The sequence below is a fragment of the Sporomusa intestinalis genome (assembly GCF_055383785.1).
The window spans coordinates 800579-824592 of sequence record NZ_AP042390.1; the positions used below are offsets into that span (position 1 = coordinate 800579).

Below are 24014 nucleotides of genomic sequence, written 5' to 3' on the forward strand. Positions count from 1 at the left end.
AAGCAAGAGGGGGGAGAACAAACAATGTATAAAATGATTATTGCCGATGATGAGCCTGCCGTACGCCAATACCTCCGTTATATTGTCAAGCAGCACAATCTGCCTTTTCACATCTGCGCCGAGGCCGAGGACGGCGAGCAGGCTGTCCAGCTGACAGAAGTGCATAAGCCGGAGTTTGTCATTCTGGATATCAATATGCCGTTTCTTAACGGTCTGGAGGCGGCCAAACAGATTAGAGAAAAATACCGGGATACGGTAATCTATATCCTGACGGCTTACAGCCAATTTGAGTATGCCCATCAGGCGGTCCAGACCCAGGTAGCCGGTTATTTGCTCAAGCCGATAAAGCCGGCTGAACTGGCCGAGGCACTCAAAAAAGGTATTGCCAGTGTTCTCAGCCAGCGGCTGGCAGCCCAGCGGCTGCAGCGTATGGAGTGGCAAATAGCAAAAGACAGGCCTGTTGTTTGCAAGCAAAAATTATTTGAGCTGTTAAAAAATGATAAAGATAGTCCGGCGGCCTTACCTCTGTTGCAGGGGCTGGCTAAACAGGAAAACTTTTATCCGGCCGCCATCATTTCCGCTTCCTACTGGCCGGCCGATAATGCACCGGCCATTGACGGACTGGAAGAACGGCTTAACCGGGAGTGTGCCTGCCGGTTTGGCGATGATGCCATTGTGACCGCTTTTAGCCATGAATTAGTGATTATTTTCGGCCAGTGGGATAATGAGCAGCGCTGTGGACTGCAGACGCAGCTGGAAGAATGGGAGCAGCAGTATAACATCACCTTTTGCGCCGGGATAAGCCTGGTCGGCGAGCCGGCGCGCATCGGCCGCGATTATCGCAATGCAGCGAAAAAGCGGGAGGTGGGGCTTTTCTGGCAGCAGCAGGGCCTTTTGGTTTCTGACAGTTCTATGGCCGGACGTACTGATATCGCATGCGAGACTGTGCAAAAACAAATCCAGGATTGCCTGCTGGAACGCCGGGCTGATCAGGCGAAAGCAATTTTGCAGCAGTTTTTGAGTGCGTCAATGCAGACTGTCTGCCAGCCCGAATATATTTATGCCGCTGTTATTAAGATTGCCAATACCATGCTTGCGAAATATGCGGAATATCTTATTTCCGCCGCGGAGGCCGGCCAGTACCGACAGGATTTTATCAGCCAGTTAAATAAAACCTCTTCCGCCGCTGAACTGGAACAGTGCTTATACGAACTGATTGATAAGCTGGAAAGCAATACCTGCACAGCTGAGCAGAATCAGGCCGAACAGTCGGTAAAATGGGCCATTGAGTATATAAATAATAATTATCATAAAGACCTTACGCTGGAGCAATTTGCGGAAAAGCTGTTTATGAGCACAGGCTACTTCTGCCGGAGTTTCAAAAAATACGCCGGCGAAGGCTATGCCGCTTATCTGACTAAAATCAGACTGAAAAAGGCCAGGGAAAGATTGCTGAGCGGCAAGTATACGGTGGCTGAGGTGGCCCGGATGGTGGGCTTTCGCGATGCGAGTTATTTCAGCAGTGTTTTTAAGAAGCATTACAAACAATCACCCAGTAATCTGGCGGCGACAACGCGGCAAAGCGGCTGATGCAGCGTGCGGTCGCTGAAAAATGGATGGAGGTACGACATGTTCCGAGGAATACTATCCCCTGTTGTTACAATTTTTGATGAAAATGGCAATTTAGACCTGCCCGGCAATGCAGTGGTGATTAACCGATTGATTGACCAGGGGATTAACGGGCTGCTGTTTCTTGGCAGTATTGGCGAGTTTTTTGCTCTCTCAACGGCCGAAAAGGAGGAATTTATCCGCTTTGCGGTTAAAACAGTGGCGAAAAGGGTCCCGGTACTTGTCGGGACAGGAGGAACCGTACAGGCGGAGGTCATTGAGCTTACCCGGTTTGCCGAACAGGCCGGCGCTGACGGCGCGGTGGTTATCTCGCCTTATTATTTCAAGCTTGAGCCTGAGACTATTTACCGTTATTATGCCAGTGTGGCCCGGAGCACGGCCCTGCCGATCATGCTCTATAATTTTCCCGACCGGACGGCGGCGGATTTAGGGCCGGAGCTGGTTCGGCGTCTAGCCACAGAGTTTAAGCATATTGTCGCGATCAAAGATACGGTGGATAATATCAGCCATACCCGGCGGCTGATCCAGGCGGTCAAGGCCGAACGGCCTGATTTCTGTGTATTGTCAGGTTTTGATGAATATCTGATACCCAATTTAATGGCCGGCGGTGACGGTATTCTTGGCGGCTTGACCAATGTTGCCCCCCGGGTTTTCGCCAGCCTGATGCAAGCCTATGCGGCCGGTGATCTTACAGGGGTGGCGGCAGCGCAGAATAAAATATCGGTGTTGATGAACCTGTATGATGTGACCCAGCCCTTTGTGGCTGCAATTAAAGGCGCTGTTGCCCAGATGGGGGTGCAGATTGTTCCCAAAGTCAAGGCGCCGGCAGCTGATATCACAAGCCAGCAGCTGCAGAGGATTCAACAGCTGTTAATCCAAGCGGACGTTCTCTAACGTTCGCTGACAGGCAGCAAAGTACCATCTCTAGATTAAGTAGCTTATTTTGGCTGGCAGCAGGAAAATCCACTATCAGAGTAAGATTTTCCCAATAAATACAAACAGTGTTTGATAATATAAAACAAAGGAGCGGTGCTATGACTGGACAAGCTGGCAGTGACAGTGAGAGAATGATTCAATCCGTATTCCGGGCTGTTAAAATATTGGAATATGTTGCCGACCGCCGGGGGGTTGCCGGCCTGACTGAGATCAGCAAAGGGCTTGGCATCCATAAAAGCACCGCCCATGGTCTGATTGCCACTCTGGAGAAATGCGGCTATATGCAGCAGGACCCGAAAACCGGAAAATACGCGCTGGGGATCAGGGTCTTTGAAATGGGGCAGGCCTATATTGCCAATCTTGATTTGCGGGAAATTGCTTTAGCCTGCCTTAAAGAGCTGTCCCTGACCTATCAGGAAACAGTTCATCTGGCGATACTTTCCGCCGAAGAGATAGTCTATATCGATAAAGTGGACGGTTCCCGCTCCATCGGCATCAGGTCTCAGGTCGGCGGCCGCAACCCGGCGTATTGCACCGGCGTCGGCAAGGTACTGCTGGCAGGTCTTGACGAGCAGCGGATTAAAAAGATATATGCCGGTAAAACCTTGCGGAAATATACGCCGAATACACTCGCCGATCTGCCGGAACTGCTCTCTCAGATCCGGCAGGTGCGCGGGCAGGGATATGCGCTTGACCTGGAAGAATTTGAACTTGACCTGCGCTGTATTGCAGCCCCGGTAAAAGACAGCACAGGCGCTATTATCGCCGCGATTAGCCTTTCCGGACCGGCCCACCGCCTATTGGACACGGCTATACCTGCTATTGCCGCCAAGGTAATGGAAACTGCCGGGAAAATCTCTGTTCGTCTAGGCTATAAGCAGTAATAAGACTGGTCATGGCTCTGAAACATGCCTAGATATCAAAACACAGTTTGATAATATAGAACAAAACGAAAATGGTACGGAAGGATGATGAAAGTTGACGCAACAAAAACTACGGGCTGCCATTATTGGCCCAGGCAACATTGGTATTGACCTAATGTTGAAATTAAGGAAGAGTAACGTGCTGGAGCTAGTGCTGATGGCTGGTATCGTACCGGATTCGCAGGGCTTGAAAATGGCGGCAGCGGCGGGTATTGCCACAACTACAGCCGGGATTGACGGGGTACTGGCCTTTGGCGGTCTGGATATTGTGTTTGATGCCACCGGGGCCGCACCTCATCTGCGCCATGCCCCGCTGCTGAAGGCGGCCGGTATTTTTGCCGTGGATATGACGCCGGCGGCTGTCGGGCCGTATATCGTGCCGGCGGTGGGGATGGATGCCCAACTGCTGAAAGAAGCCAATGTCAATATGGTGACCTGCGGCGGCCAGGCGACAGTGCCGATTGTTTATGCGATTAATCAGGTTACGCCGGTGGAGTACGCAGAAATTGTGGCTACCATCAGCAGCCGCAGTGCCGGGCCCGGCACACGGCAGAATATTGACGAGTTTACCCAGACTACCCGGAATGCCTTGATTAAGGTGGGCGGGGCCCAGGCCGGCAAAGCCCTGATTATTTTAAACCCTGCCGACCCGCCGATTTTAATGCGCAACACGATTTATACCCAATGTGACTCCAGCCGGATTGAGGCAATTATCCATTCAGTCAATGATATGGTAAGCAGGCTGCAGCAATATGTTCCCGGTTACCGGCTTAAGGTTTCTCCTTATGCGGACGGAGCAAGGGTTGTGACGATGGTTGAAGTCGAAGGGGCCGGGGATTATCTGCCGAAATATTCGGGCAATCTGGATATTATCACGGCTGCGGCCGTGGCTGTGGGCGAACGTTACGCCGCATTAAAGCAGGAGGGGGCGAGCTAATGAAGTCGATCCGCATGTTAGACAGTACGTTACGGGACGGGATGCATGCCGTAAGCCATCAGTTAACGCCCGCGGAGATGGCCATAGTAGCGGCAAAGCTGGATGAAGCAGGTGTGGACAGCCTTGAGGTCGGCCATGGCGACGGCCTGGGCGGCTCGTCCTTTCAATATGGTTTTTCCCGGGCCCATGAGACTGAGTATTATCAGGCTGTTGCCCGGGTGTTGAAAAAAACCAGGCTGGCTGTTTTATTGATCCCGGGGATCGGCACGGTGGAAGATCTGGAAATGGCTATGGCCTATGGGGTAAAAACGGTGCGGGTTGCCACTCATGTCACTGAGGCTGATACGGGGGAACAGCACATCAAATTTGCCAAAGCCCATGGTCTGGAGGCAATTGGCTTTTTGATGATGTCCCATATGGCGCCGCCGGCCAAAGTGCTGGAGCAGGCCAAGCTATTTGCCGGTTATGGCGCTGATATTGTGTATGTAACTGATTCGGCCGGGGCGATGCTGCCGGCCGATGTAGCCGCCAGAATCAGTCTTGTCGCCGGGGAACTGTCAATACCGGTTGGCTTTCATGCCCATAATAATCTGGGGTTGGCGGTCGGCAATACGCTGGCCGCGATTGAGGCCGGCGCGACAATGGTTGATGCCTCGGTTTGCGGGCTGGGAGCCGGGGCCGGCAATACCCAGCTTGAGGTGCTGACAGCCGTGCTGGACAAAGCCGGGTATCAAACCGGGGTTGATTTGTACAAGGTAATGGATTTGGCCAAAGATGTTGTGGAAAAGCTGATGCACCGGCCGCAAACGGTAAATACCGATGCGCTGGCCATTGGCTATGCCGGCGCCTATGGCAGTTTCCTGCTGCACAGCCGCCGCGCCGCCGAACGCTTCGGTGTTGATTCCCGGGATATCCTGATGGAGCTGGGGCGGCGCAAAACCGTTGGCGGGCAGGAGGACTTAATTATTGATGTTGCCATTGAACTGGCCAAACAAAGAAATACTTCAGTATAATAAGTAATGAAGGGAGCAGTCACCATGGAACAACGGAGCAGTACCATTTTACGCAAGCCCGACTGGAGCTTTAACCGGAGTGTTTTCAAATCTGTGGGTTACTCTGATGATGACCTGAACCGGCCGGTTATTGGCATCGCCAACTCCTGGAACGAGCTGGTGCCCGGCCATGCCAACCTGCGGCAGGTTGCCGAGCATGTCCGCAAAGGGATCTACCGGGCCGGCGGCACGGTAGCCGAATTTGGTGTTATTGCCGCCTGCGACGGCACCGCCCAGGGGCATGCCGGTATGCACTATATCCTGCCGTCGCGGGACCTGATTGCCAACGATATTGAAGTAATGGTAGAGGCCCACCGCCTGGACGGCATTGTTCTGCTTGGCTCGTGCGACAAGATTGTGCCGGGGATGCTGATGGCGGCAGCCAGGCTGAAAATTCCGGCCATCTTCCTGCCCGGCGGGCCGATGCTGGGCGGCGTGGCCTTTGATGGCCGCAAGTCTGATTTAACGACAATGTCGGAAGCGTTAGGGATGCTCAAAAGTGATAAGATTGACGAAGCGGCTTATGAGCAGTTGGAGGAGCTTTGTGGTCCAACCTGCGGTTCCTGTGCGTTTTACGGCACTGCCAATACGATGTGCTGCATGGCGGAAGCGCTGGGGATGTCCCTGCCGGGAGCCGCGCTGGTGCCGGCGGTCTATGCCGACAGGCTGCGGCTGGGGGAAGAGACCGGCAAGGCAATTGTTGCCTTGGTAAACAGCCAGCTAAGCGCCGAAAAAATTATAACCTACCAGTCCCTGGAAAATGCCGTCCGGGTGTTAATGGCTACAGGCGGTTCAACCAATGCGGTGCTGCACCTTTCGGCGGTCGCGGCCGAGCTGGGGATAGCGGCGGAAAGAATGATGGCTGCTTACGACAGCCTCAGCCGGTCAACCCCGCAAATTGCCAAAGTAAATCCTGCCTCCCGTTACGATATGGAGGATTTTCACCGGGCGGGGGGGATTCCGCGGGTGATGCGGGAGATCAGCTCACTGCTGCACGCGGAGTGTATCACGGTGACCGGGAATACGGTCGGACAGAATATCGAGGCCTACCGGTTTAAGTACCCGCCTGATGCCAATGTCATCAGCAGCCTGGACAAGCCGTTCAGCCAGCAGAAGGGATTAGCCATCCTGCGGGGCAATCTGGCGCCCGCTACGGCAGTAACCAAGCCGGCGGCGATTGCGCCGGAGATGCATGTATTTACAGGCAGGGCCAGGGTCTTTGACTGCGAGGAGGCAGCCGAGGCGGCAATCCTCAAGGGCGATATCAAGGCAGGCGATGTTGTCGTTATCCGCTATGAAGGTCCTAAAGGCGGTCCCGGCATGCGCGAAATGTATAAGGCTATGAAATATTTGTACGGTATGGGTCTGGCGAAAAAGACGGCGCTGATTACGGACGGGCGTTTTTCCGGCACGAATAACGGCTGCTTTGTCGGACACATTTCACCGGAGGCCGCTGAGGGCGGGCCTTTGGCCGCTGTCAGGGACGGGGACCGGATTACGATCGATATTCCCGCAGGGAACCTGCAGCTGCACCTGCCAGACGAGGAGATCCGCACCAGGCTGGAAGCCTGGCAAAGACCGGCGGCGAAGTTTACCCGCGGCTATTTGGGGGTATACTCCAAACTGGCAAGCTCTGCTGCCGAAGGTGCAGTTATCAAGCTATAGCCGGACCGAATCAATTTTGCAAGCAACAATAAGGGGGGCTGACCTTGCAGGCAGATAAAATCGCATTGATTGCTCCCAATAATGATTTTACTTTACAGGCGCTGGCGTTATTCAGTGAATGGGGCGAGAAAATTCATGTGGCGCTGGCTACGAAAGAGGATGTTATCGGCATTGCCCGGCAGCTTGATGAAATCGGGGCAGATGCGCTTATTTGCTATGCCCCCTTTGCTGAAGCAGTAAAAACCACAGTCACCATGCCGACCATTCCCCTGCAGCCAGGCGCGTTGGATGTCCTGGCAGGCCTGCAGGCGGTAAAAGCCTGGCTGGCAGACAAGCAAGCCCCTGCGGCTGCCGATGGGCAGTATATCGGGGTCTGGGGCGAAGCCATCATTAATAATGCAGTGATTATTGCCGGCACACTAGGCATTAACCTTAAGGTGCTGACGGCAACCGAGGGGGCGGAACTGGCCGGGGTGGCAGCAGTGCTGGCGGAAGCACCGGCAATTGCCGGCAAGGAAGGCATTTGCCCGGTGCCGCTTCCCGGCGGGGTGCCCTGTTTTCCGGTTGCAATCGGCCGGGAAGCCCTGCTCAGAGCTGTGCAGCATGCCCGGGAACTGTTGTTTGCCGGCCGCGGCAACCGGGTGAAGCTGGAACAGTGTAAAGCCATTATGGACTTTTTGGGCGAAGGAATTGTGGCTGTCGATTGCCAGCAGCGGATTACCTATATGAATGATACGGCAGAAAAGCTGCTGAAAAAGGGGAAAGATCAGCTGGTGGGGCAGCTGGCAGCCGGGATTTTGCGGGAGGTAAATCTTGACGACACCCTGCGGTATGGGCAGACCCGCAATACCGCCATTACTGATGGAGCGGAACAGACTTTTGCCTGCCGGATTGTGCCGATGATCATCGGCGGGCAGACAATTGGCGCCGTGATAACGATCAGCGATTCTCCTTTTCCTTATAAAGACAAGACCGGCAGGACCCAGGGGGAAAGGGGCTGTAAAGCCGGCTACCATTTCGACGATTTTATTACCGTCAATCCAGCCATGCTGGCTGCTTTGGAAGCCGCAAAAAGTTACGCCGGTGTAGATTCGACCATCTTAATTCATGGTGAAACCGGGACCGGCAAGGAGATTATTGCCCAAAGCATTCATAATTACAGCCGGCGCTGCCAGGGGCCTTTTGTTGCCGTCAATTGTGCCGCCCTGCCGGAAAGCCTGCTGGAAAGCGAGCTGTTTGGCTACGAATACGGCGCTTTTACCGGGGCCCGTAAAAACGGCAAGAAAGGCTTGTTTGAACAGGCTGATCAGGGAACCATTTTTCTCGACGAGATCGGTGATATTTCCTTAGGCATGCAGGCCCGGCTGCTCAGGGTCATACAGCAGCGGGAGATTATGCGGATTGGCGGTGATAAGGTCATTCCCGTCGATGTGGGCATCATTGCCGCCACACACCGAAACTTGCCTGAACTCATAGAAAAAGGGCTGTTCCGCCGCGATCTGTATCACCGGCTGAGCATCCTGCAGCTAAAGCTGCTGCCCTTGTCCGCGAGAAAAGACGATATCCCCTGTCTGGTAGAAAGTATCGGCAAAAAAATTGCGGCAAAGCTGGGCAAAGCGCCGCTGCAATTCGGCGCACCGGCCATGAGTATCCTGTCCGGCTATCGCTGGCCGGGCAATGTAAGGGAACTGGAGGGGGTTGTTGAGCGGCTGCGGATTCTTAAAAAAGACAACACCGTAACGGCCGAGGACGTGCGGCAGGTGCTTGATATTGCGGGCGACGGGCAGAATCAGGGGATTATGCAGGTGCCGAAAGGCACAATGGAAGAAATTGAAAGAGCGATTATCCTGCAGGTTCTGCGGGAAACAGGCAATCAGGACCAAACCGCCAAGGTTTTAGGTATTAGTACAACAACGATTTGGCGCAAATTAAAAACATTGCAAAATGAAAGAACTGATTTCAATTTGCAATAGCGACATGAACTCAAATGTTTTAAGGAGAAATAGTCGGATAAAGCAGGGAAAATGCTTTATCCGGCTTTCATTTTGCAATTATTATAGTTATGTGTATAATTTAAAATAGTAAGGCTATTTGGAAAATAACCCTGCAATTACTGGCCGGATAGGGCTAAAGTCAGCTTTTTCCGCAGGTTGGCATAAAAAATGCAATATTAAGATTATAGAAAAGAGGATGGAGATTACGTTCATGGAACGGCTGGCAATCATTGCGGATAACCTGGTTGGGGCCAATGATGCGGGGGTGCAATTCCGGAAGTTTGGTTTTACAACCCAGGTAGTATTGGATCAATCGAATTTAGTGAACCAATGGGAAAGCGCAGATATAATAGCGATCAGTACTAATTCGCGGTCGATTCCGGCTGAAGCCGCCTACAGGAGTGTTTATCAGGCCGGCGAATTGTTGCGTACGCTTGGTTTTCAGCGCTTTTACAAAAAAATTGACTCAACCCTGCGGGGCAATATTGCCGAAGAGGTACAGGCAATGATGGATTCCCTGTCCCTGCCCCTGGCGGTTATAGCCCCTTCTTATCCCGCTCATGGCCGGGTTGTGGAAAATGGCTATCTGCAGCTTGTTAAAGAGTGGGGCGACAGCAGCGTGCCTGTGCCAATCTGTTATATCCCGTCAGTGGTAAAAACAGCCCCCGGCATGCCGGTAGCTGTTATCGGCCTGCATGACGTCCGGCAGGGGGAAGAAAAGCTTGCCCAGAAAATGGCTGGTCTTCATACCGCCGGTATCCGGTTAATTGCGGCAGATGCCGTAACTGATGCCGATTTGCGGGTCATTGCTGTCGCCGTCAACAAATTGCCTGTTCCCTGCCTGGCGGTAGGGTCGGCCGGCTTGGCCGGCAATCTGCCAATTGCCTGGAAGGCTGTAGACCGGGAGCATTTGGGCCTGCGGGAAGGATCAATGATTATTGCCGGCACCCTGAATCAGGTTACGGCCGAGCAGATTACGGAGGTATTGGGTAATCCCGGCACAGAGTTGATTGCTATTGCCGCCGATGTTATCTATGAAGGCCGGGTAGAGGAGGAATTTGCCAGAGTTATGGCCGCCATAGCGGCAGCGCTGGCCGGCGGCAGGATTCCGGTGGTTGTCACCGATACCCTGCTTAAGAACCGCAATGCCATGGATGCCTTAAGCCTGTCCGTCCAGGTGCATAAACACGGACCCGTCGTAACGGCACTGCTGGGCCGGATCGCCAGGGAAACAGCCGGAAAACATGGACTGCGCAATCTGGTCATAACCGGCGGCGGCACAGCAGCCAGTATTTGTCAGCTGCTGGAGGTTGCGATTATTGACCTGGAACGGGAACTGCTGCCCGGTGTGCCTGTGGGCAAAGCCATTGGCGGCAGCTGCAGCGGCTTGTATTTAATTACTAAAGCCGGCGGCTTTGGCCGGCGGGATTCCTTGCAGAAAGTACTGGAACTGCTATAAAGCAGAAATAAAAGCGAAGAGACTAGGGGGATTGCTAAATGAGTTGTGGTTGCAGTCGCAGTCAATATTTACGGACAGTTAATTATCAGGGAGACGGTCTCCGGGCCGGTATGCAATGGGATGACGCGGATCTTGGCAAGATGCAGATTCTCATTGATACCGTTCATGGTGACAGCCATCCGGGCAGCAGCCATTTAGGCGCGCTGGCGGATGAGGCCAAGATCGGGGTATATGAAGCGCAGGGCAAACCGGCAGTATATGCAGTTACCGATATCTGCGACGGTATTGCCATGGCCCATGACGGTATGAACTATTCGCTGGCAAGCCGGGAGATCATGTCCTTTATGTTTGAGATCCATGCCCTGGCATCACCTTATGACGGCAGTATCTTTATGTCCTCCTGTGATAAATCGGTGCCGGCCCAATTAATGACCATGCTGCGTCTGGACATGGCGACCCTGCATGTCTGCGGCGGTTCCATGCTCAGTGGTCCGAATTATATGTCCTCGGAGATTCTGTATGGGGCGGGGGATAAATATACCCAGGGCGAACTCAGCGAACAGGAGCTGATGTACTATTCCCGGAACTGTTGTCCCAGTGCCGGCGCCTGCCAGTTTATCGGCACAGCCAGCACCATGCAGTGTATGTCGGAGGCGCTGGGCCTGGCGTTGCCTGGCAATGCCCTGGCGGCGGCCTATACCACCCATCTGACCCGGTTTGCCCGCCGGGCGGGACGGCAGATTGCGGAAAACGTGAAAAATGCCGTGATTCCCCGGCAGTTTATCAGCAAAAAGAATTTTATCAATGCCTTGATGGTTCATGCCGCTGTGGGGGGATCAACCAATGCGCTGCTGCACTTGCCGGCGATTGCCCGGGAAGTGGGAATTACTATTGAGCAGCAGGAATTTGACGCAATCAACCGGGAAATCCCGGTGCTGGTCAGCCTGAAAACAGGCGGACACTGGCCGACCGACCTGTTCTGGTATGCCGGCGGCGTACCGGCCATCATGCGGGAACTCAAAGATTTACTGTATCTTGATGCCATGACGGTGACCGGCAGGACGGTCGGGGAAAACCTTGAGCAGCTGGAGATGGCAGGCTGGTTTGGAGAAGTGAACAGCTATCTGACGAATTATAAATTGTCGGCCGGCGATATTGTAAAAACCCGGCAAGACCCGGTGAAACCGCAGGGAAATATTAAAGTCCTCAAAGGCAACCTGGCGCCGGAAGGTGCTGTAATCAAGCTGTCCGGGGTTGACGAGGCCATCCACAACTTTACCGGCACAGCGCGCGTTTACGACTCCGAAGAAGCGGCGGTCGCCGACCTGCTGAGCGGGAAAATCGGTCCCCAAACGGCTATTTTTATCCGCTTTGAAGGACCCAAAGGCTCGGGTATGCCGGAGATGTTAAGAACAACAGAGGCCCTGTGGAATATGCCGGAGCTGTCCAACAGTGTGGCGCTGTTCACCGACGGCCGTTTTTCCGGGGCCACCCGGGGGCCGGCAGTAGGCCATATTGCGCCTGAAGGCATGGAAGGCGGCCCGATCGCTTACCTTGAAGACAACGACATAATCAAAATGGATGTGGCGGCCCGGACGCTGGATATTGTCGGCCTGAACGGCAAGCCGGCCACCCCGGCCGAGGTTGCGGCCGCACTCGAAGCCCGGAAGCAGACCAAGGTGTTCCCGGTGAAGGAGGCCACACCTTTACTCAAATTATATAAAAAACTGGCCCGTACCTGTACCGAGGGAGCAGGCCTGGATATCTAAGCAGACAGCATCATTTATATAAAAATAAAAAAGGCGGTGCTATTAGTGGCAAAAAAAACGATTAACGACTTTGCACAAATGGTGGAAAAAGGAGAAAAAATAGTCTATCTGACAGCATACGACTATCTTACAGCCAAAATGCAGGAAAAGGCCGGCGTCGACATGATTCTGGTCGGCGATTCGCTGGGCATGGTCAGTCTTGGCTATGACACCACGTTTCCGGTAACAATGGATGATATGGTCCGCCATTGCCAGGCTGTGCGGCGCGGCGCTCCCAATACCTTTATTGTTGGCGATATGCCGTATATGTCTTATCAGAAATCGGACGAGGACGCTGTCGCCAATGCGGGACGGCTGGTGAAAGAGGCCCTGGTGGACTGCATTAAGCTGGAAGGCGGCGGAGAAATGATTGCCAGCCGGGTCAAGGCAATCCAGCAGGCCGGGATCTTAGTCATGGGGCATATTGGCCTGACGCCGCAATTTATGGGTCAGATCGGCGGCTATAAAGCCCAGGGCCGCAGTGCCGCTGCGGCTATGAAAATCGTGGACCAGGCCAAGGTTATTGAAGCAGCCGGTGCTTTCAGCATCCTGGTCGAGGGTGTGCCGACGGCAGTGGGCAAGGCGATAACCGAGCGGGCCGGCATTCCTATTCTGGGGATTGGCGCCGGTTCTTATACCCATGGCCAGCTCTTGATTTACGCCGATATGGTGGGGATGTACGATAACTTTACCCCGAAATTTGTCAAAAAATATGCCAATGTCGGTGAAGTGCTGACAAACGCATTTAAAGAATATACCGAGGAGGTAAGAAAGGGCCAGTTCCCCGTTGATGCCGAGCATACCTACAAGATGAGCGAGGCAGAGGAAAAGGAGTTTTTAGCAGCGTTAGAGCAGTAAGCACGATTGTAGGCAAGCAGGCCATTGCCCGGGGGCGATGGCCCTTGCCCGGAATTTGCCCTGTCCGGAACGGCTGTGAGCTATGCTGGTCAGTTGTGGGCAATAAATTTATGATGGATGTAAATAAAATCCGGAGGTAATAAACCAAATTGCTAGAATTGATAGAATTGTTAGAAGAAATTGTAGAAGGAGGGCGATTATTAAAGAATTTTGCAGAATTATAAAAAACAGAATATTTGAAAACACACTATCTGTAAAAGTAATCGCATGTTAGGCAAATTAAATGGAGGTGTAGTTGATTGACAACCGTAAAATTTTCTGAAGAACGCGAAAATCAGCTCATGAGCAAAATACGGTGGCATCTTGTCCCCTACGTTATGCTGCTGTATATTGTGGCCATGCTAGACCGGGTTAATATCGGTTTTGCCGCCCTGCAAATGAACAAGGACCTGGGGATCAGTGCCAGTATGTTTGGTATGCTGGCAGGCATTTTCTTTATAACGTATTTCTTTTTTGAGGTTCCCAGTAATGTTATTATGCACAAAGTCGGCGCCCGGAAGTGGATTGCCAGGATTCTTGTCAGCTGGGGCCTGGTGACGGTCTTCATGGCCTGGGCCCAGAACGCAACCCATGTTGCTATCCTCCGGGGGCTGCTTGGCGCCGCGGAAGCCGGATTTTATCCTTGTATTATCCTGTATTTTACCTTCTGGTTTCCAACGAAGCATTTTGCCAAAACCATGTCGCTGTTTATGTGCGGGATGGCGCTGGCCAATATCATCGTTGGTCCCATATCGTCCTGGATCATGGAGAATATATCCTGGATGGGGATGGCCGGCTGGCGCTGGATGTTCATCCTGGAAGGACTCCCGGCAGTCATCCTGGGTTTTGTCACCCTGTTTACCATGGTGGACCGGCCTGATCAGGCCAAGTTCCTGACCGCGGAAGAAAAGCAATGGCTGCTGGCCGAGTTGGAGCGCGAGCATGTGGCCAAGCAATTGAAAGTTAAAGTTGCCAATAAGTGGGAAGTATTTAAAAACAGCCGTGTATGGCATCTGTCCTTCTGCTATCTGTGTTATGTGCTGGCCCTCTATGGCCTGGGCATGTGGATGCCGCAAATCCTGAAAAACCTGGCGCAGGCTATGAGCTTGTCAAGTATTGGCCTGATCTCCACAATCCCTTATATGTGCGCTATTGTCGCGATGGTGTATGTTGCCAGACGTTCTGATGCCACACAGGAGCGCCGGTATCATACGGCTCTGCCGATCGGACTGGCATTTTTCGGGCTAATCGGTTTGACCATGACCAGTAATCTGGTGGTGTCCATGCTGCTGTTATGTTTAAGTCAGGCTGCTATTTACTCGTTTGTCGGTACTTTCTGGTCCCTGCCGAACATGTATTTGTCGGAAGCGACGGCCGCAGTCGGCATCGCTATTATCAACTCGGTCGGCAACCTGGGTGGCTTCTTCGGCCCCTATATGGTCGGGTTCCTGAAAGACATGACTGGTTCCACGAACTTCGGTATGTACTTCTTAGCCTCTTTTGCGATTTTGGGCACTATTTCCGTGCTGTTGATTCCCAAAAAGGAAACATCGGCAGAATCTTTGAAATCGCCTGGCATAAAGGCTTAACGCGGGGAAAGGCTGTGGGAAATCTCACAGCCTTTTCACTATCAGTCAGACTACAAGGGGAGGTTGGGGAGTATGGATTTAAACCTGGCAGGGAAAGTAGCGGTCATTACAGGCGGGGCGGCAGGGATCGGTGCAGCCTGCGTCCTGGCCTTTCTGCAGGAAAATTGCAGGGTCGCGGTTTGCGGCCGCAGCCGGGACAAACTGGAACAGCTAAAAATGAATATGGCTGCCCAGGGGTACGAGATTTACATTCAGCCGGCTGATGTTTCCCGGCAGCAGGAGATCAAAGCTTTTGCGCAGGCCGTGTATGAGCATTACGGTAAAATTGACATATGGGTCAATAATGCCGGGATTGCCGCCAAGGCCAGGCTGATTGAGATGTCCGAGCAAGACTGGGATCTGGTGCTAAATACCAATCTTAAATCGGTTTTTCTTGGTTCCCAGGTGGCCGCTCAGTATATGGTTAAGGGCGGGGGCGGGGTCATTTTAAATGCTTCCTCCTATGCCGCTGTCATTCCCTCGGCCGGCAGCGGCGCCTATGGAGCCGCCAAGGCCGCTGTTTCTAATTTGACGCGGACCCTGGCCGCCGAGCTTGCACCCAGCCATATCCGGGTCAACGGCTATATACCCGGCGTAATCGACACGCAGATGAACACCAGGCGTCTGGCTGAGCAGGGCCCGGACACAATCGGCCAGATCGCCCTCCGGCGGGCGGGGGCCGCGCAAGAGGTTGCCGCCGGTATTGTTTTTCTGGCTTCTGATGCCGCCAGTTATGTTACCGGGGCAGAGCTGGAGATCAGCGGCGGGAAATTTGCCGTTCAGTTGCCTGGCGATTGCTGGGAGTGATTACTAAACGGGAGGGATGATGGTTGATGTTTGGCAATTTGCTGGCTACCCCATTTCCCCGGATGGTCACCGTGCGGCAGAAGTTTGCCGCCCTGCAGGTGCAGGATGTCCAGGCGGAGGTTGCCGGCCAGGTAAGCAGGGAGGAGATTGCCCGCTTAGTCAGGCCGGGATCGCGGATCGCCATTCTGGCCGGCAGCCGGGGCATTGCCAGGATTGATGAGATTATTGCTGCTTTGGTACAGGAACTGAAAAAGTTGGGAGCAGTGCCTTTCCTTGTTCCGGCCATGGGCAGCCATGGCGGGGCAACTGCCGCAGGGCAAGTGGAAGTATTGCATAGCCTGGGGATCACGGAAGCCACAGTGGGGGCCCCGATTATTTCCTCCATGGAAACGGTAGCTGTTGGCACAGCCTCGGCCGGATCTACGATTTATTTTGACCGCAACGCCTATTATGCCGACGGAATCATCCCGGTTGCCCGGGTAAAGCCCCATACGGCTTTTCGCTTTGCCCATGAAAGCGGCTTAATTAAGATGATGACAATCGGCGGCGGCAAACAGCAAGGGGCGGAGGCACTGCATTCTCAGTTTGTTATTGACAGGTTCGGACCGCTGCTGCTGGAATGTTTCCAGGCTATAGCCAAGAAGGCGCCGCTTTTGTTCGGGTTCGCGATTGTGGAAAATGCGTATGAACAGCCGGCGATTATTGAAGCGGTGCCGGCCGGCAGTATGATTGAGAGAGACAAAGCCCTGCTGATTAAGGCGCGGGAACTGATGCCCAAGCTCTTGTTGGACCGGTTTGATGTCCTGATTATCGACCAGATTGGCAAAAATATCAGCGGTGACGGCGCCGACCCCAATATTACCGGCCGCTATGCCACTGCCATGAAGGGGGGACCGGTCTATCAGCGGCTGGCTATACTGGATCTCACGCCGGAAACCCAGGGCAATGCGCTGGGAATCGGCATGGCCGATATTACGACCAGGCGGTTGGTGGAAAAAATTGATTATGCCAAAGGCTATATGAATGCCTTAACGTCGAAAATGGTGCTGGACTTTGTAAAAGTGCCGCTGACGCTGGCGACAGACCAGGAGGCGATTGCGGCGGCTCTCAGGACCTGCACCTGTGTGGCCGCAGGCTCCGAAAAGGTGATCCGGATAAAAACAACGTTGGAGTTGGGTCTGATTGAAATATCAGAGTCACTGCTGCCGGCGGCGTTGCTGCAACCGGCTATTGAAGTAGTTGGCGCCCCTTATCCCCTGCAATTTGATACTGACGGCAACCTCGGCCCGCTAGCCCCGCATTACCATGGCTCGGCAGCCGGCGCCCTAATTGAGAATAATGAGTAGGAAAACAAAGCACTTGCCGGGAGCAAGTGTTTTGTTTTATATTTATGTTTATTTAAGGAGATCTAAAAGTTATAATGCTTAGTAGGAATTTTTTTTGTTTTTGCCTGTGTTTCCCGGCTTAGCCGGATTAAATCTAAGGAAATTCAAAAAGAAAATGATTAGAATAATATTTGATTAAATTACTTAGGAGGCAACAATATCATGCCATGCTTTAAAAATAAGGCTGTATTACTTACCGCCGGTTTACTTTTCTTGCAGAACACATTTGTCTTCGCTGCTCCTGTGGAGCTTACTTTAGAACAAAGTGTTGATATTGCCCTGAAAAATAACCCGTCAATCCAGATCGCTGCCGAAGACAGGGCGCGTTCCGTATGGGAGGTTGATACGGCTAAAGCCGGGAAAAAGCCAAGTGTTTCCCTGGGCAGCCGCTATAGCTATCAGGGGCAGGGCCAAAGCCAGGAGCAGGATAGTTTCAGCAACAGTATAAGCATGAACTGGCAGCTCTATAGCGGCGGTCAGACAGAGGCCCAGATTGATCAGGCCAAGCTTGGCGTTATGACTGCCGATTTGGATGTGCTCAAAGCAAGACAGCAATTAAAGCAAGAGACTACAACCGGTTACTACAGTGTCCTGGAAGCGCAGAATATGGTTGCGGTCAATGAAGAAAGTGTCAGTAATCTGCAAACTCATTTAGCGATCGTTCAGGCCAAATACGAGGCCGGGGTTGTGGCCAAGTCGGAGGTGCTGCGGTCGGAAGTGGAGCTTGCCAACGCGGAACAAAATCTGATAAAAGCACAAAACCAGTATGAGTTGGCTGTGTCCAGTTTACTTAACACCATGAATATGGATGGCGATACGGAAATCCGGCTGGCGGGCGAGCTGAATTACGAGACCGATGCCCGGACTCTGGCGGAGGCAATTTCCCAGGCCAGGGAGAACCGGCCCGAGATTGCCCAGGCGAAAATAAGTGTTGACAGTGCTGCCAAGGGCATTACAATTGCCGAAAGCAATAAGCGGCCGTCTGTTTCGCTGTCGGCTTCCACCGGCTGGGATGACACGCTGCTGCCCAATGATGATCAGAACTGGTCGATCGGGGCTTCGGCCAGCTGGAATATTTTTGACGCCGGTGTGACCAAGTCGAAGATTAATCAGGCGCAGGCTGCCCTGAATAAGGCCAAGTTGCAGTCTGAGCAAACCGAGGATGCGGTTGAGCAGGAGGTGCGTCAAAGCTACCTTAGTATGAGAGAAGCGGAAAAACGTCTGCAAACCACCGAAGTGGCTGCCAATAAGGCCAAAGAGGATTTGTATATTGCCCAGGAGACCTACCGGGCCGGTGTCGGCACCAACCTGGATGTCCTTGATGCGCAGCTGGCGCTTAATCAGGCTATGACGAATCATGTCCAGGCCCTCTATGACTACAATGTAAACAAAGCCAGTCTGGATAAAGCGATAGGCTTGCAGGCCGAGTAGATAAATGGTGGAGGTAGAATAATGCAGAACCTGTGGTTGAAAGCAAATGCGAAACGCTTATGGATTGGTATTTTTGTTCTAGCTGCGGTGGGGGCCGGCGGCTATTACTTGTATAGTAAAAATACGGCAACGTCGGCCGTACCGCAGCAGTCTGTCCGGGTGGAACGGCGTGATATCAGCTCGGTTGTAGCCGCAACCGGTACAATTCAGCCAGTAAACATGGTGGATATCAGTTCGAAAATTACGGCCCAGCTCAAAGAGGTTAAGGTCAAAGAAAATGAACTGGTAACAGCCGGGCAGGTGTTGGTGATTTTAGAGGACACCGGCCTGCAGGCTCAGGTCACCCAGGCCAAGGAAAAACTGGATAATGCTGCTGTTAAGTACCAAAGAACGGCGAGACTTAACACGATTGGCGGCACGTCCAACGAAGAGCTTGATAACGCCAGCATGGATTATAATATTGCCAAGGCCAATTATACGGAAGTCATGTCTAAATTAAATGATACAGTTATCGCTGCGCCCATTGACGGCATGGTTATCGGCAAACCGCTTTCCGCCGGTGAGCTGGTGGCGCAGGGCGTCAATAATCCCACCGTCATATTAACCGTGGCCGATATGTCCACCATGCAGATTCAAGCCGATGTGGACCAAACAGATATCGGCAAGATCAAGCTGGACCAGCAGGTGGTGTTTACGGTTGACGCCTACCCTGGCAAGGAGTTTACCGGTACGGTCACTACGATTTCCCGGAAGCCTACGGTGGAACAGAATGTTACTTATTATCCGGTGACAATTGATGTTAATAATGCCGAGAACCTGCTCAACCCGGGGATGGTGGCCAGGGTAACTGTTACTATCAGCCAAAGTCAGAATGTGCTGACCCTGCCGCTTGCGGCCATACGGACAGATAAAACCGGTAAGTATGTCGTTGTTGCCGGCGCAAACGGACAAACCAGCAATGTCCCTATCACTACCGGCACTACCGGTGATGACCGCGTTGAGATTACAAGCGGGCTTAACGAGGGCGACAGAGTTATCGTTGCCCAGCCCAAAACCCAGAGCCAAACAGGCAGCTCAGGTGGTCTGGGCGGCCCGGGCGGCGGCCGCCGGATGTTCTAGGCAGGGATGTGGTGTATAAGGGGGCTAATATATGACAATAGCATTGTCTGATGTCAAAAAGATCTATCAGATGGGTGACACGCAGGTTGCGGCCTTGGCGGGAGTCACGCTGACCATCGGTGCCGGTGAATTTACCGCCATTATGGGGCCGTCGGGCTCGGGTAAGTCGACTTTAATGAACATTCTGGGCTGCCTGGACCGCCCCAGCAGTGGTTCCTACCTGCTGGACGGTCAGGAGGTGTCGACCTTAACTGACGACGAACTGGCATTAACACGCAATAAAAAAATAGGCTTCGTTTTTCAAAACTTTAATCTGCTGCCACGGATTACAGCCCTCGATAATGTAGCCCTGCCGCTTGTTTATGCCGGTGTCGAGCTAAAAGAACGCAAGCGGCGGGCCGCGGCGGCCCTGGCTGCGGTGGGGCTGGAGAACAGAATGGATCATGTGCCGAACGAATTGTCCGGCGGGCAGCGCCAGCGGGTTGCCATAGCCAGGGCGCTGGTTAACGAGCCGACGATTATTATGGCCGATGAACCGACAGGGGCCTTGGACACTAAGTCCGGCAACGAGGTAATGGAAATATTCAAGAACCTTAATCAGGCCGGCCGGACAATTATCCTCGTAACCCACGAACCGGATATTGCCGCCCATGCCAAACGGGTGATTCATGTCCGCGACGGGCTTATTGTCCGGGACACAGAAAGGGATGAGTAATGTGTTTTGGGAAAGTGTGAAAATCGCCTTAGATGCATTAGTCTCCAACAAGCTCCGGTCAATCCTTACCATGCTCGGTATTATTATCGGGGTTGGCGCGGTGATTGCCATGGTTTCCATCGGTATGGGCGTGCGGGATAAAGTGCAAACCTCGATTGCCAGTCTGGGCAGTAATCTGATCATTGTTACCCCGGGGGCGGCCTCCACTTCCGGTGTAAGGCAGGCAGCGGGGACCAATATCACCCTGACGCTGAAAGATGCCCAGGCCATGGCCCGGGAGGTAGACGGCATCGGAGCTGTGGCTCCCAGTGTGGGCAAGCAGTATCAGCTTGTTGCCGGCAATATGAACTGGACGACAAGTATACAGGGCACAACCCCTGAGTTTATGGAGGTCCGGAATTTAAGTGTGCAAAGCGGCAGCTTTATTACTGATGATGATATTGAGAGCAGAAACCGGGTTGCCGTCCTCGGCTCAACGGTAGCCGGCAACTTGTTTGACAGCAGCATAAACCCGGTGGGGCAACAGGTTCGTATTGGCAATGCTCCTTTTACTGTCATTGGTATCCTGGACAGCAAAGGCCAGTCCGCAGGCGGACAGGATCAGGATGATCTGGTGGTTGTCCCCATAACCACAGCCCAGGAGCGCATGATGGGAATTGATTATGTGCAGACAATTAGTGTGCAGGCCGCCAACTCTGAGGTCGTCAATGATGTTCAGGATGGCATCACCACTTTGCTGCGGTCACGCCATGGCATTACCGGTGACAAAGCAGATGATTTCACGGTGCGCAATCTGGCCAGTGTGATGGCGACAGCCCAGGAAACAACTGCCACCATCACCATGCTGCTTGGCAGCATCGCCGCTATTTCCCTGCTGGTTGGCGGTATCGGCATTATGAATATTATGCTTGTATCTGTGACTGAGCGGACCCGGGAGATCGGAATCCGCAAAGCCCTGGGGGCCAGGTATGCCAATATCCTGATGCAGTTCCTGATCGAAGCGGTTGTTATCGGCGTAATCGGCGGCGCCATTGGTATTGCTTTCGGTATCGGCAGCTCCTATCTGATTTCTTCTTTTGCCGGCTGGAATACCGTTATCACTCCTCTGCCCATTCTGGTTTCATTCGCCTTTTCCGTGGGTATCGGCCTGTTCTTTGGCTTGTATCCGGCGCGCAAAGCAGCGCTGCTAAATCCGATTGATGCCCTGCGATATGAATAACTCTATGAAAAGCGACTTGGCGGCATAGCTGACAAGTCGCTTTTTGGTGAGAGGACTGTAATTTCCGTGAGGATAGTCTGGAGTAATTCCATTTCACTTGCCATACTGTCACGCTCCTTTGTACAGCCTAATATTATTATACCGTATATTGGACGTTGCGGCTGCCAATAGGATAATTTCTATTGGTGGTTTATTTAGAGGAAAGCGGCAGCAGGAATCGAAATAGAGATATAATCAGGGTAAGCGGTTGCATGGCCTGGTCATAATAGGGAAAATTAAAATGCTTCCGGTATGGGTATAATGCATAACAGCCCAGCCGGGTTATTTAGAAACAGCAGGAGAAGGGTTACATGTCAGATATCGTATTTGTTTCCCCCAGCCGTGAGGCGGCGGCTTTGGCGGTAAGGATGACAGCCCAGCCGAATGATATTACGATTGTTGCCGCCCGGCTTAATGAAGGCGTTAAGGCGGCCAGGGCGGCGGTGGAAAACGGGGCGCGGGTGCTCATTAGCCGGGGGTTTACCCATCACATGATTTCGGAGAATATGCCCCACATCCCCCTGGTTGAGGTCGAGTTTAGCGGTTATGATATTCTGCGGGCTTACCTTGAGGCGCGGAAAGCCGCCCAACCGATAGCTATCGTCGATTCCCGGGCTATTATTGAGGGGGTTGCCAGCATTGAGGAGATTCTTGGTATTGCTGAGAAAAGCCTGAAAGTGATTATCGACAATTATCAGGACTATACCCTGGGGATCGAGCGGGCCGCCGCCGCCGGGGCAGTCTGTATTGTCGGCAATCAGGCCGTGGGACAGCAGGCTACTGCCCGGGGGCTGTGCGGTGTTGTTATCAGTTCAGGACAGGAGGCCCTAAACCGGGCTTTTATGACGGCCAGGCACCTGTTGGCGGTTGAACGTTTACGGGATGCCAACGTGCAGCAGATTGCAACCATTATTAATTCCGTCGATTACGGCATTTTAGCGATTAATAAAGAAGCAGGCATTACCGCCGTAAACAGTGAGGCTGAGCGGATACTCAGCCTGGCCCGGGCGGACAGTGCCGCCCGGGAGAATCTGATTGCCCGGCTGCGCCAATGTATGAATGCCGGGGACCGGCAGTTTGGCGTTATCGAAAAATTTGCCCCCGGGGTGGAGGTGGTAGCCAATTACCAATCGATTATTTCCAATGGTGAAGTTATTGGCGGTGTGGCTACCCTCCAGGAACTGCGGCATTTTCAGGCGGTGGAGCGAAAAACAAGAGAAGAGCTGGCGCGCCGGGGCCGGGTGGCCAAATACAATTTTTTTGACATTAAGTCTGCCTCGCCGGCCATGCTTACGGCCATTGCCGATGCCAAACATTTTGCCAAGTATGATGCGACGGTGCTGGTGTTAGGCGAGACCGGGGTCGGCAAAGAATATTTTGCTCATGCTATTCATCTGGCCAGCAGCCGGAAAAGCGGTCCCTTTGTGGTTGTCAACTGCGCCGCTATCCCTGAGAATATTTTGGAAAGTGAGCTGTTCGGTTATACCGAGGGTGCCTTTACCGGCGCCAAGAAAGGCGGGAAAATCGGTTTGTTTGAACAGGCTCACGGCGGCACGATATTTTTGGATGAAATCGGCGAGATGTCGGAAAATCTGCAGGCCCGGCTGCTCAGGGTATTGCAGGAGCATGAGGTCTACCGGCTGGGCGATGAGCGGGTAACGCCGATTGATATCCGCGTGATTGCAGCTACCAACCGGGATTTGCACGAGATGGTGCAGAAGGGGAAGTTTCGGGAGGACCTGTATTACCGGCTGGATGTCCTGACGGTCGAGATTCCGGCCCTGCGGGAACGCAAGGAGGATATCGAAGCTTTTGTGCAGCTGTTTATTGCTGAGTTTAACGCCAAATACCGTACCTCAGTCGAGGGGATTGCCCCGGCAGGTTTGCAGCAGCTGCAGCAGTACGACTGGCCGGGGAATATTCGCGAATTGCATAATATTATCGGCAGGCTGTCGGCCCGGGCTGCCGCTGCCACTATTTCCGAAAGCGACGTGAAAAGGGTGCTAAAATACCGCTTGCGCCAGCCGCTGCCTGGCGAAGTGAGTCCGGCCGCGCGTGCTGTTGAGGAAGCAGACATCAGAGAGGCATTAGCCAAAACCGGGGGCAACAAGCAAAAAGCGGCTGAATTGCTTGGGATCGGCAGGGCGACTCTGTGGCGCAAGCTTAAAAATATGCCCTAGTGTCATGACCACATTATCTTTTTAGTTTGATGACGGCCAAAATGGCCAATGGCGGCGTCAGCCCCTCCTAGCAGACCCCTTCCAGTATGCGTCGTCGGTGCTTCCTTGCCCTTTGCCATTTTGCCTCGCCCTAAAACTAAATATAATATGGCCAAGACACTAATGTATCAATTGGTGAAAAGGGAAACTGT

18 protein-coding genes are annotated in these 24014 nt (G+C 53.1%); all 18 read left to right on the forward strand.

What is annotated here, in order from left to right:
* Positions 1-24: 24 nt before the first annotated feature.
* Positions 25-1590, forward strand: coding sequence for a response regulator transcription factor (locus ACZ481_RS03775; RefSeq protein WP_464768842.1), 1566 nt, complete (start codon positions 25-27; stop codon positions 1588-1590).
* A 39-nt stretch (positions 1591-1629) separates the two neighbouring features.
* Positions 1630-2523 carry a dihydrodipicolinate synthase family protein gene (locus tag ACZ481_RS03780; protein ID WP_464768843.1) on the forward strand — a complete coding sequence of 298 codons (894 nt, stop codon included), beginning with the start codon at positions 1630-1632 and terminating at the stop codon, positions 2521-2523.
* A gap of 140 nt (positions 2524-2663) precedes the next feature.
* Complete coding sequence (locus tag ACZ481_RS03785) at positions 2664-3449, forward strand: IclR family transcriptional regulator (RefSeq protein WP_464768844.1); 786 nt, start codon at positions 2664-2666, stop codon at positions 3447-3449.
* A 94-nt stretch (positions 3450-3543) separates the two neighbouring features.
* Positions 3544-4425: an acetaldehyde dehydrogenase (acetylating) gene (locus tag ACZ481_RS03790; RefSeq protein WP_464768845.1), complete on the forward strand. Its 882-nt coding sequence runs from the start codon at positions 3544-3546 to the stop codon at positions 4423-4425.
* Entirely contained in the window at positions 4425-5438 is a 1014-nt protein-coding gene (gene dmpG / locus ACZ481_RS03795) for a 4-hydroxy-2-oxovalerate aldolase (RefSeq protein ID WP_464768846.1), read from the forward strand. The genes ACZ481_RS03790 and dmpG overlap by 1 nt, the downstream gene beginning before the upstream one ends.
* 24 nt (positions 5439-5462) lie before the next feature.
* Positions 5463-7142 (forward strand): dihydroxy-acid dehydratase, encoded by a 1680-nt coding sequence (ilvD, locus tag ACZ481_RS03800; protein ID WP_464768847.1) that lies wholly within the window; start codon positions 5463-5465, stop codon positions 7140-7142.
* 44 nt (positions 7143-7186) lie between these two features.
* Positions 7187-9115: a sigma-54 interaction domain-containing protein gene (locus ACZ481_RS03805; RefSeq protein ID WP_464768848.1), complete on the forward strand. Its 1929-nt coding sequence runs from the start codon at positions 7187-7189 to the stop codon at positions 9113-9115.
* A gap of 217 nt (positions 9116-9332) precedes the next feature.
* Positions 9333-10595, forward strand: a complete 1263-nt coding sequence (locus ACZ481_RS03810) for a four-carbon acid sugar kinase family protein (RefSeq protein ID WP_464768849.1) — start codon at positions 9333-9335, stop codon at positions 10593-10595.
* Between the two features lie 38 nt (positions 10596-10633).
* The gene (gene ilvD, locus ACZ481_RS03815) at positions 10634-12364 is read left to right on the forward strand and encodes a dihydroxy-acid dehydratase (RefSeq protein ID WP_464768850.1); all 1731 of its coding nucleotides are present in this window, start codon (positions 10634-10636) and stop codon (positions 12362-12364) included.
* Positions 12365-12409: 45 nt separating this feature from the next.
* Complete coding sequence (panB, locus tag ACZ481_RS03820; protein WP_464768851.1) at positions 12410-13261, forward strand: 3-methyl-2-oxobutanoate hydroxymethyltransferase; 852 nt, start codon at positions 12410-12412, stop codon at positions 13259-13261.
* 299 nt (positions 13262-13560) lie between these two features.
* Positions 13561-14889: an MFS transporter gene (locus ACZ481_RS03825; RefSeq protein WP_464768852.1), complete on the forward strand. Its 1329-nt coding sequence runs from the start codon at positions 13561-13563 to the stop codon at positions 14887-14889.
* Between the two features lie 72 nt (positions 14890-14961).
* Positions 14962-15735, forward strand: coding sequence for an SDR family NAD(P)-dependent oxidoreductase (locus ACZ481_RS03830; protein WP_464768853.1), 774 nt, complete (start codon positions 14962-14964; stop codon positions 15733-15735).
* Between the two features lie 26 nt (positions 15736-15761).
* A complete protein-coding gene (locus ACZ481_RS03835; protein ID WP_464770570.1) occupies positions 15762-17081 on the forward strand; it encodes a nickel pincer cofactor-dependent isomerase, group 22 in 1320 nt (439 codons plus the stop codon).
* 201 nt (positions 17082-17282) lie between these two features.
* On the forward strand, positions 17283-18551 hold the full coding sequence (locus ACZ481_RS03840; protein ID WP_464768854.1) for a TolC family protein: 1269 nt from the start codon (positions 17283-17285) through the stop codon (positions 18549-18551).
* 21 nt (positions 18552-18572) lie between these two features.
* Positions 18573-19670, forward strand: a complete 1098-nt coding sequence (locus ACZ481_RS03845) for an efflux RND transporter periplasmic adaptor subunit (RefSeq protein ID WP_464768855.1) — start codon at positions 18573-18575, stop codon at positions 19668-19670.
* 31 nt (positions 19671-19701) lie between these two features.
* The gene (locus tag ACZ481_RS03850) at positions 19702-20385 is read left to right on the forward strand and encodes an ABC transporter ATP-binding protein (protein ID WP_464768856.1); all 684 of its coding nucleotides are present in this window, start codon (positions 19702-19704) and stop codon (positions 20383-20385) included.
* A 1-nt stretch (position 20386) separates the two neighbouring features.
* Complete coding sequence (locus tag ACZ481_RS03855; RefSeq protein WP_464770571.1) at positions 20387-21604, forward strand: ABC transporter permease; 1218 nt, start codon at positions 20387-20389, stop codon at positions 21602-21604.
* Between the two features lie 350 nt (positions 21605-21954).
* Entirely contained in the window at positions 21955-23823 is a 1869-nt protein-coding gene (locus ACZ481_RS03860; protein WP_464768857.1) for a sigma 54-interacting transcriptional regulator, read from the forward strand.
* Positions 23824-24014: the final 191 nt, after the last annotated feature.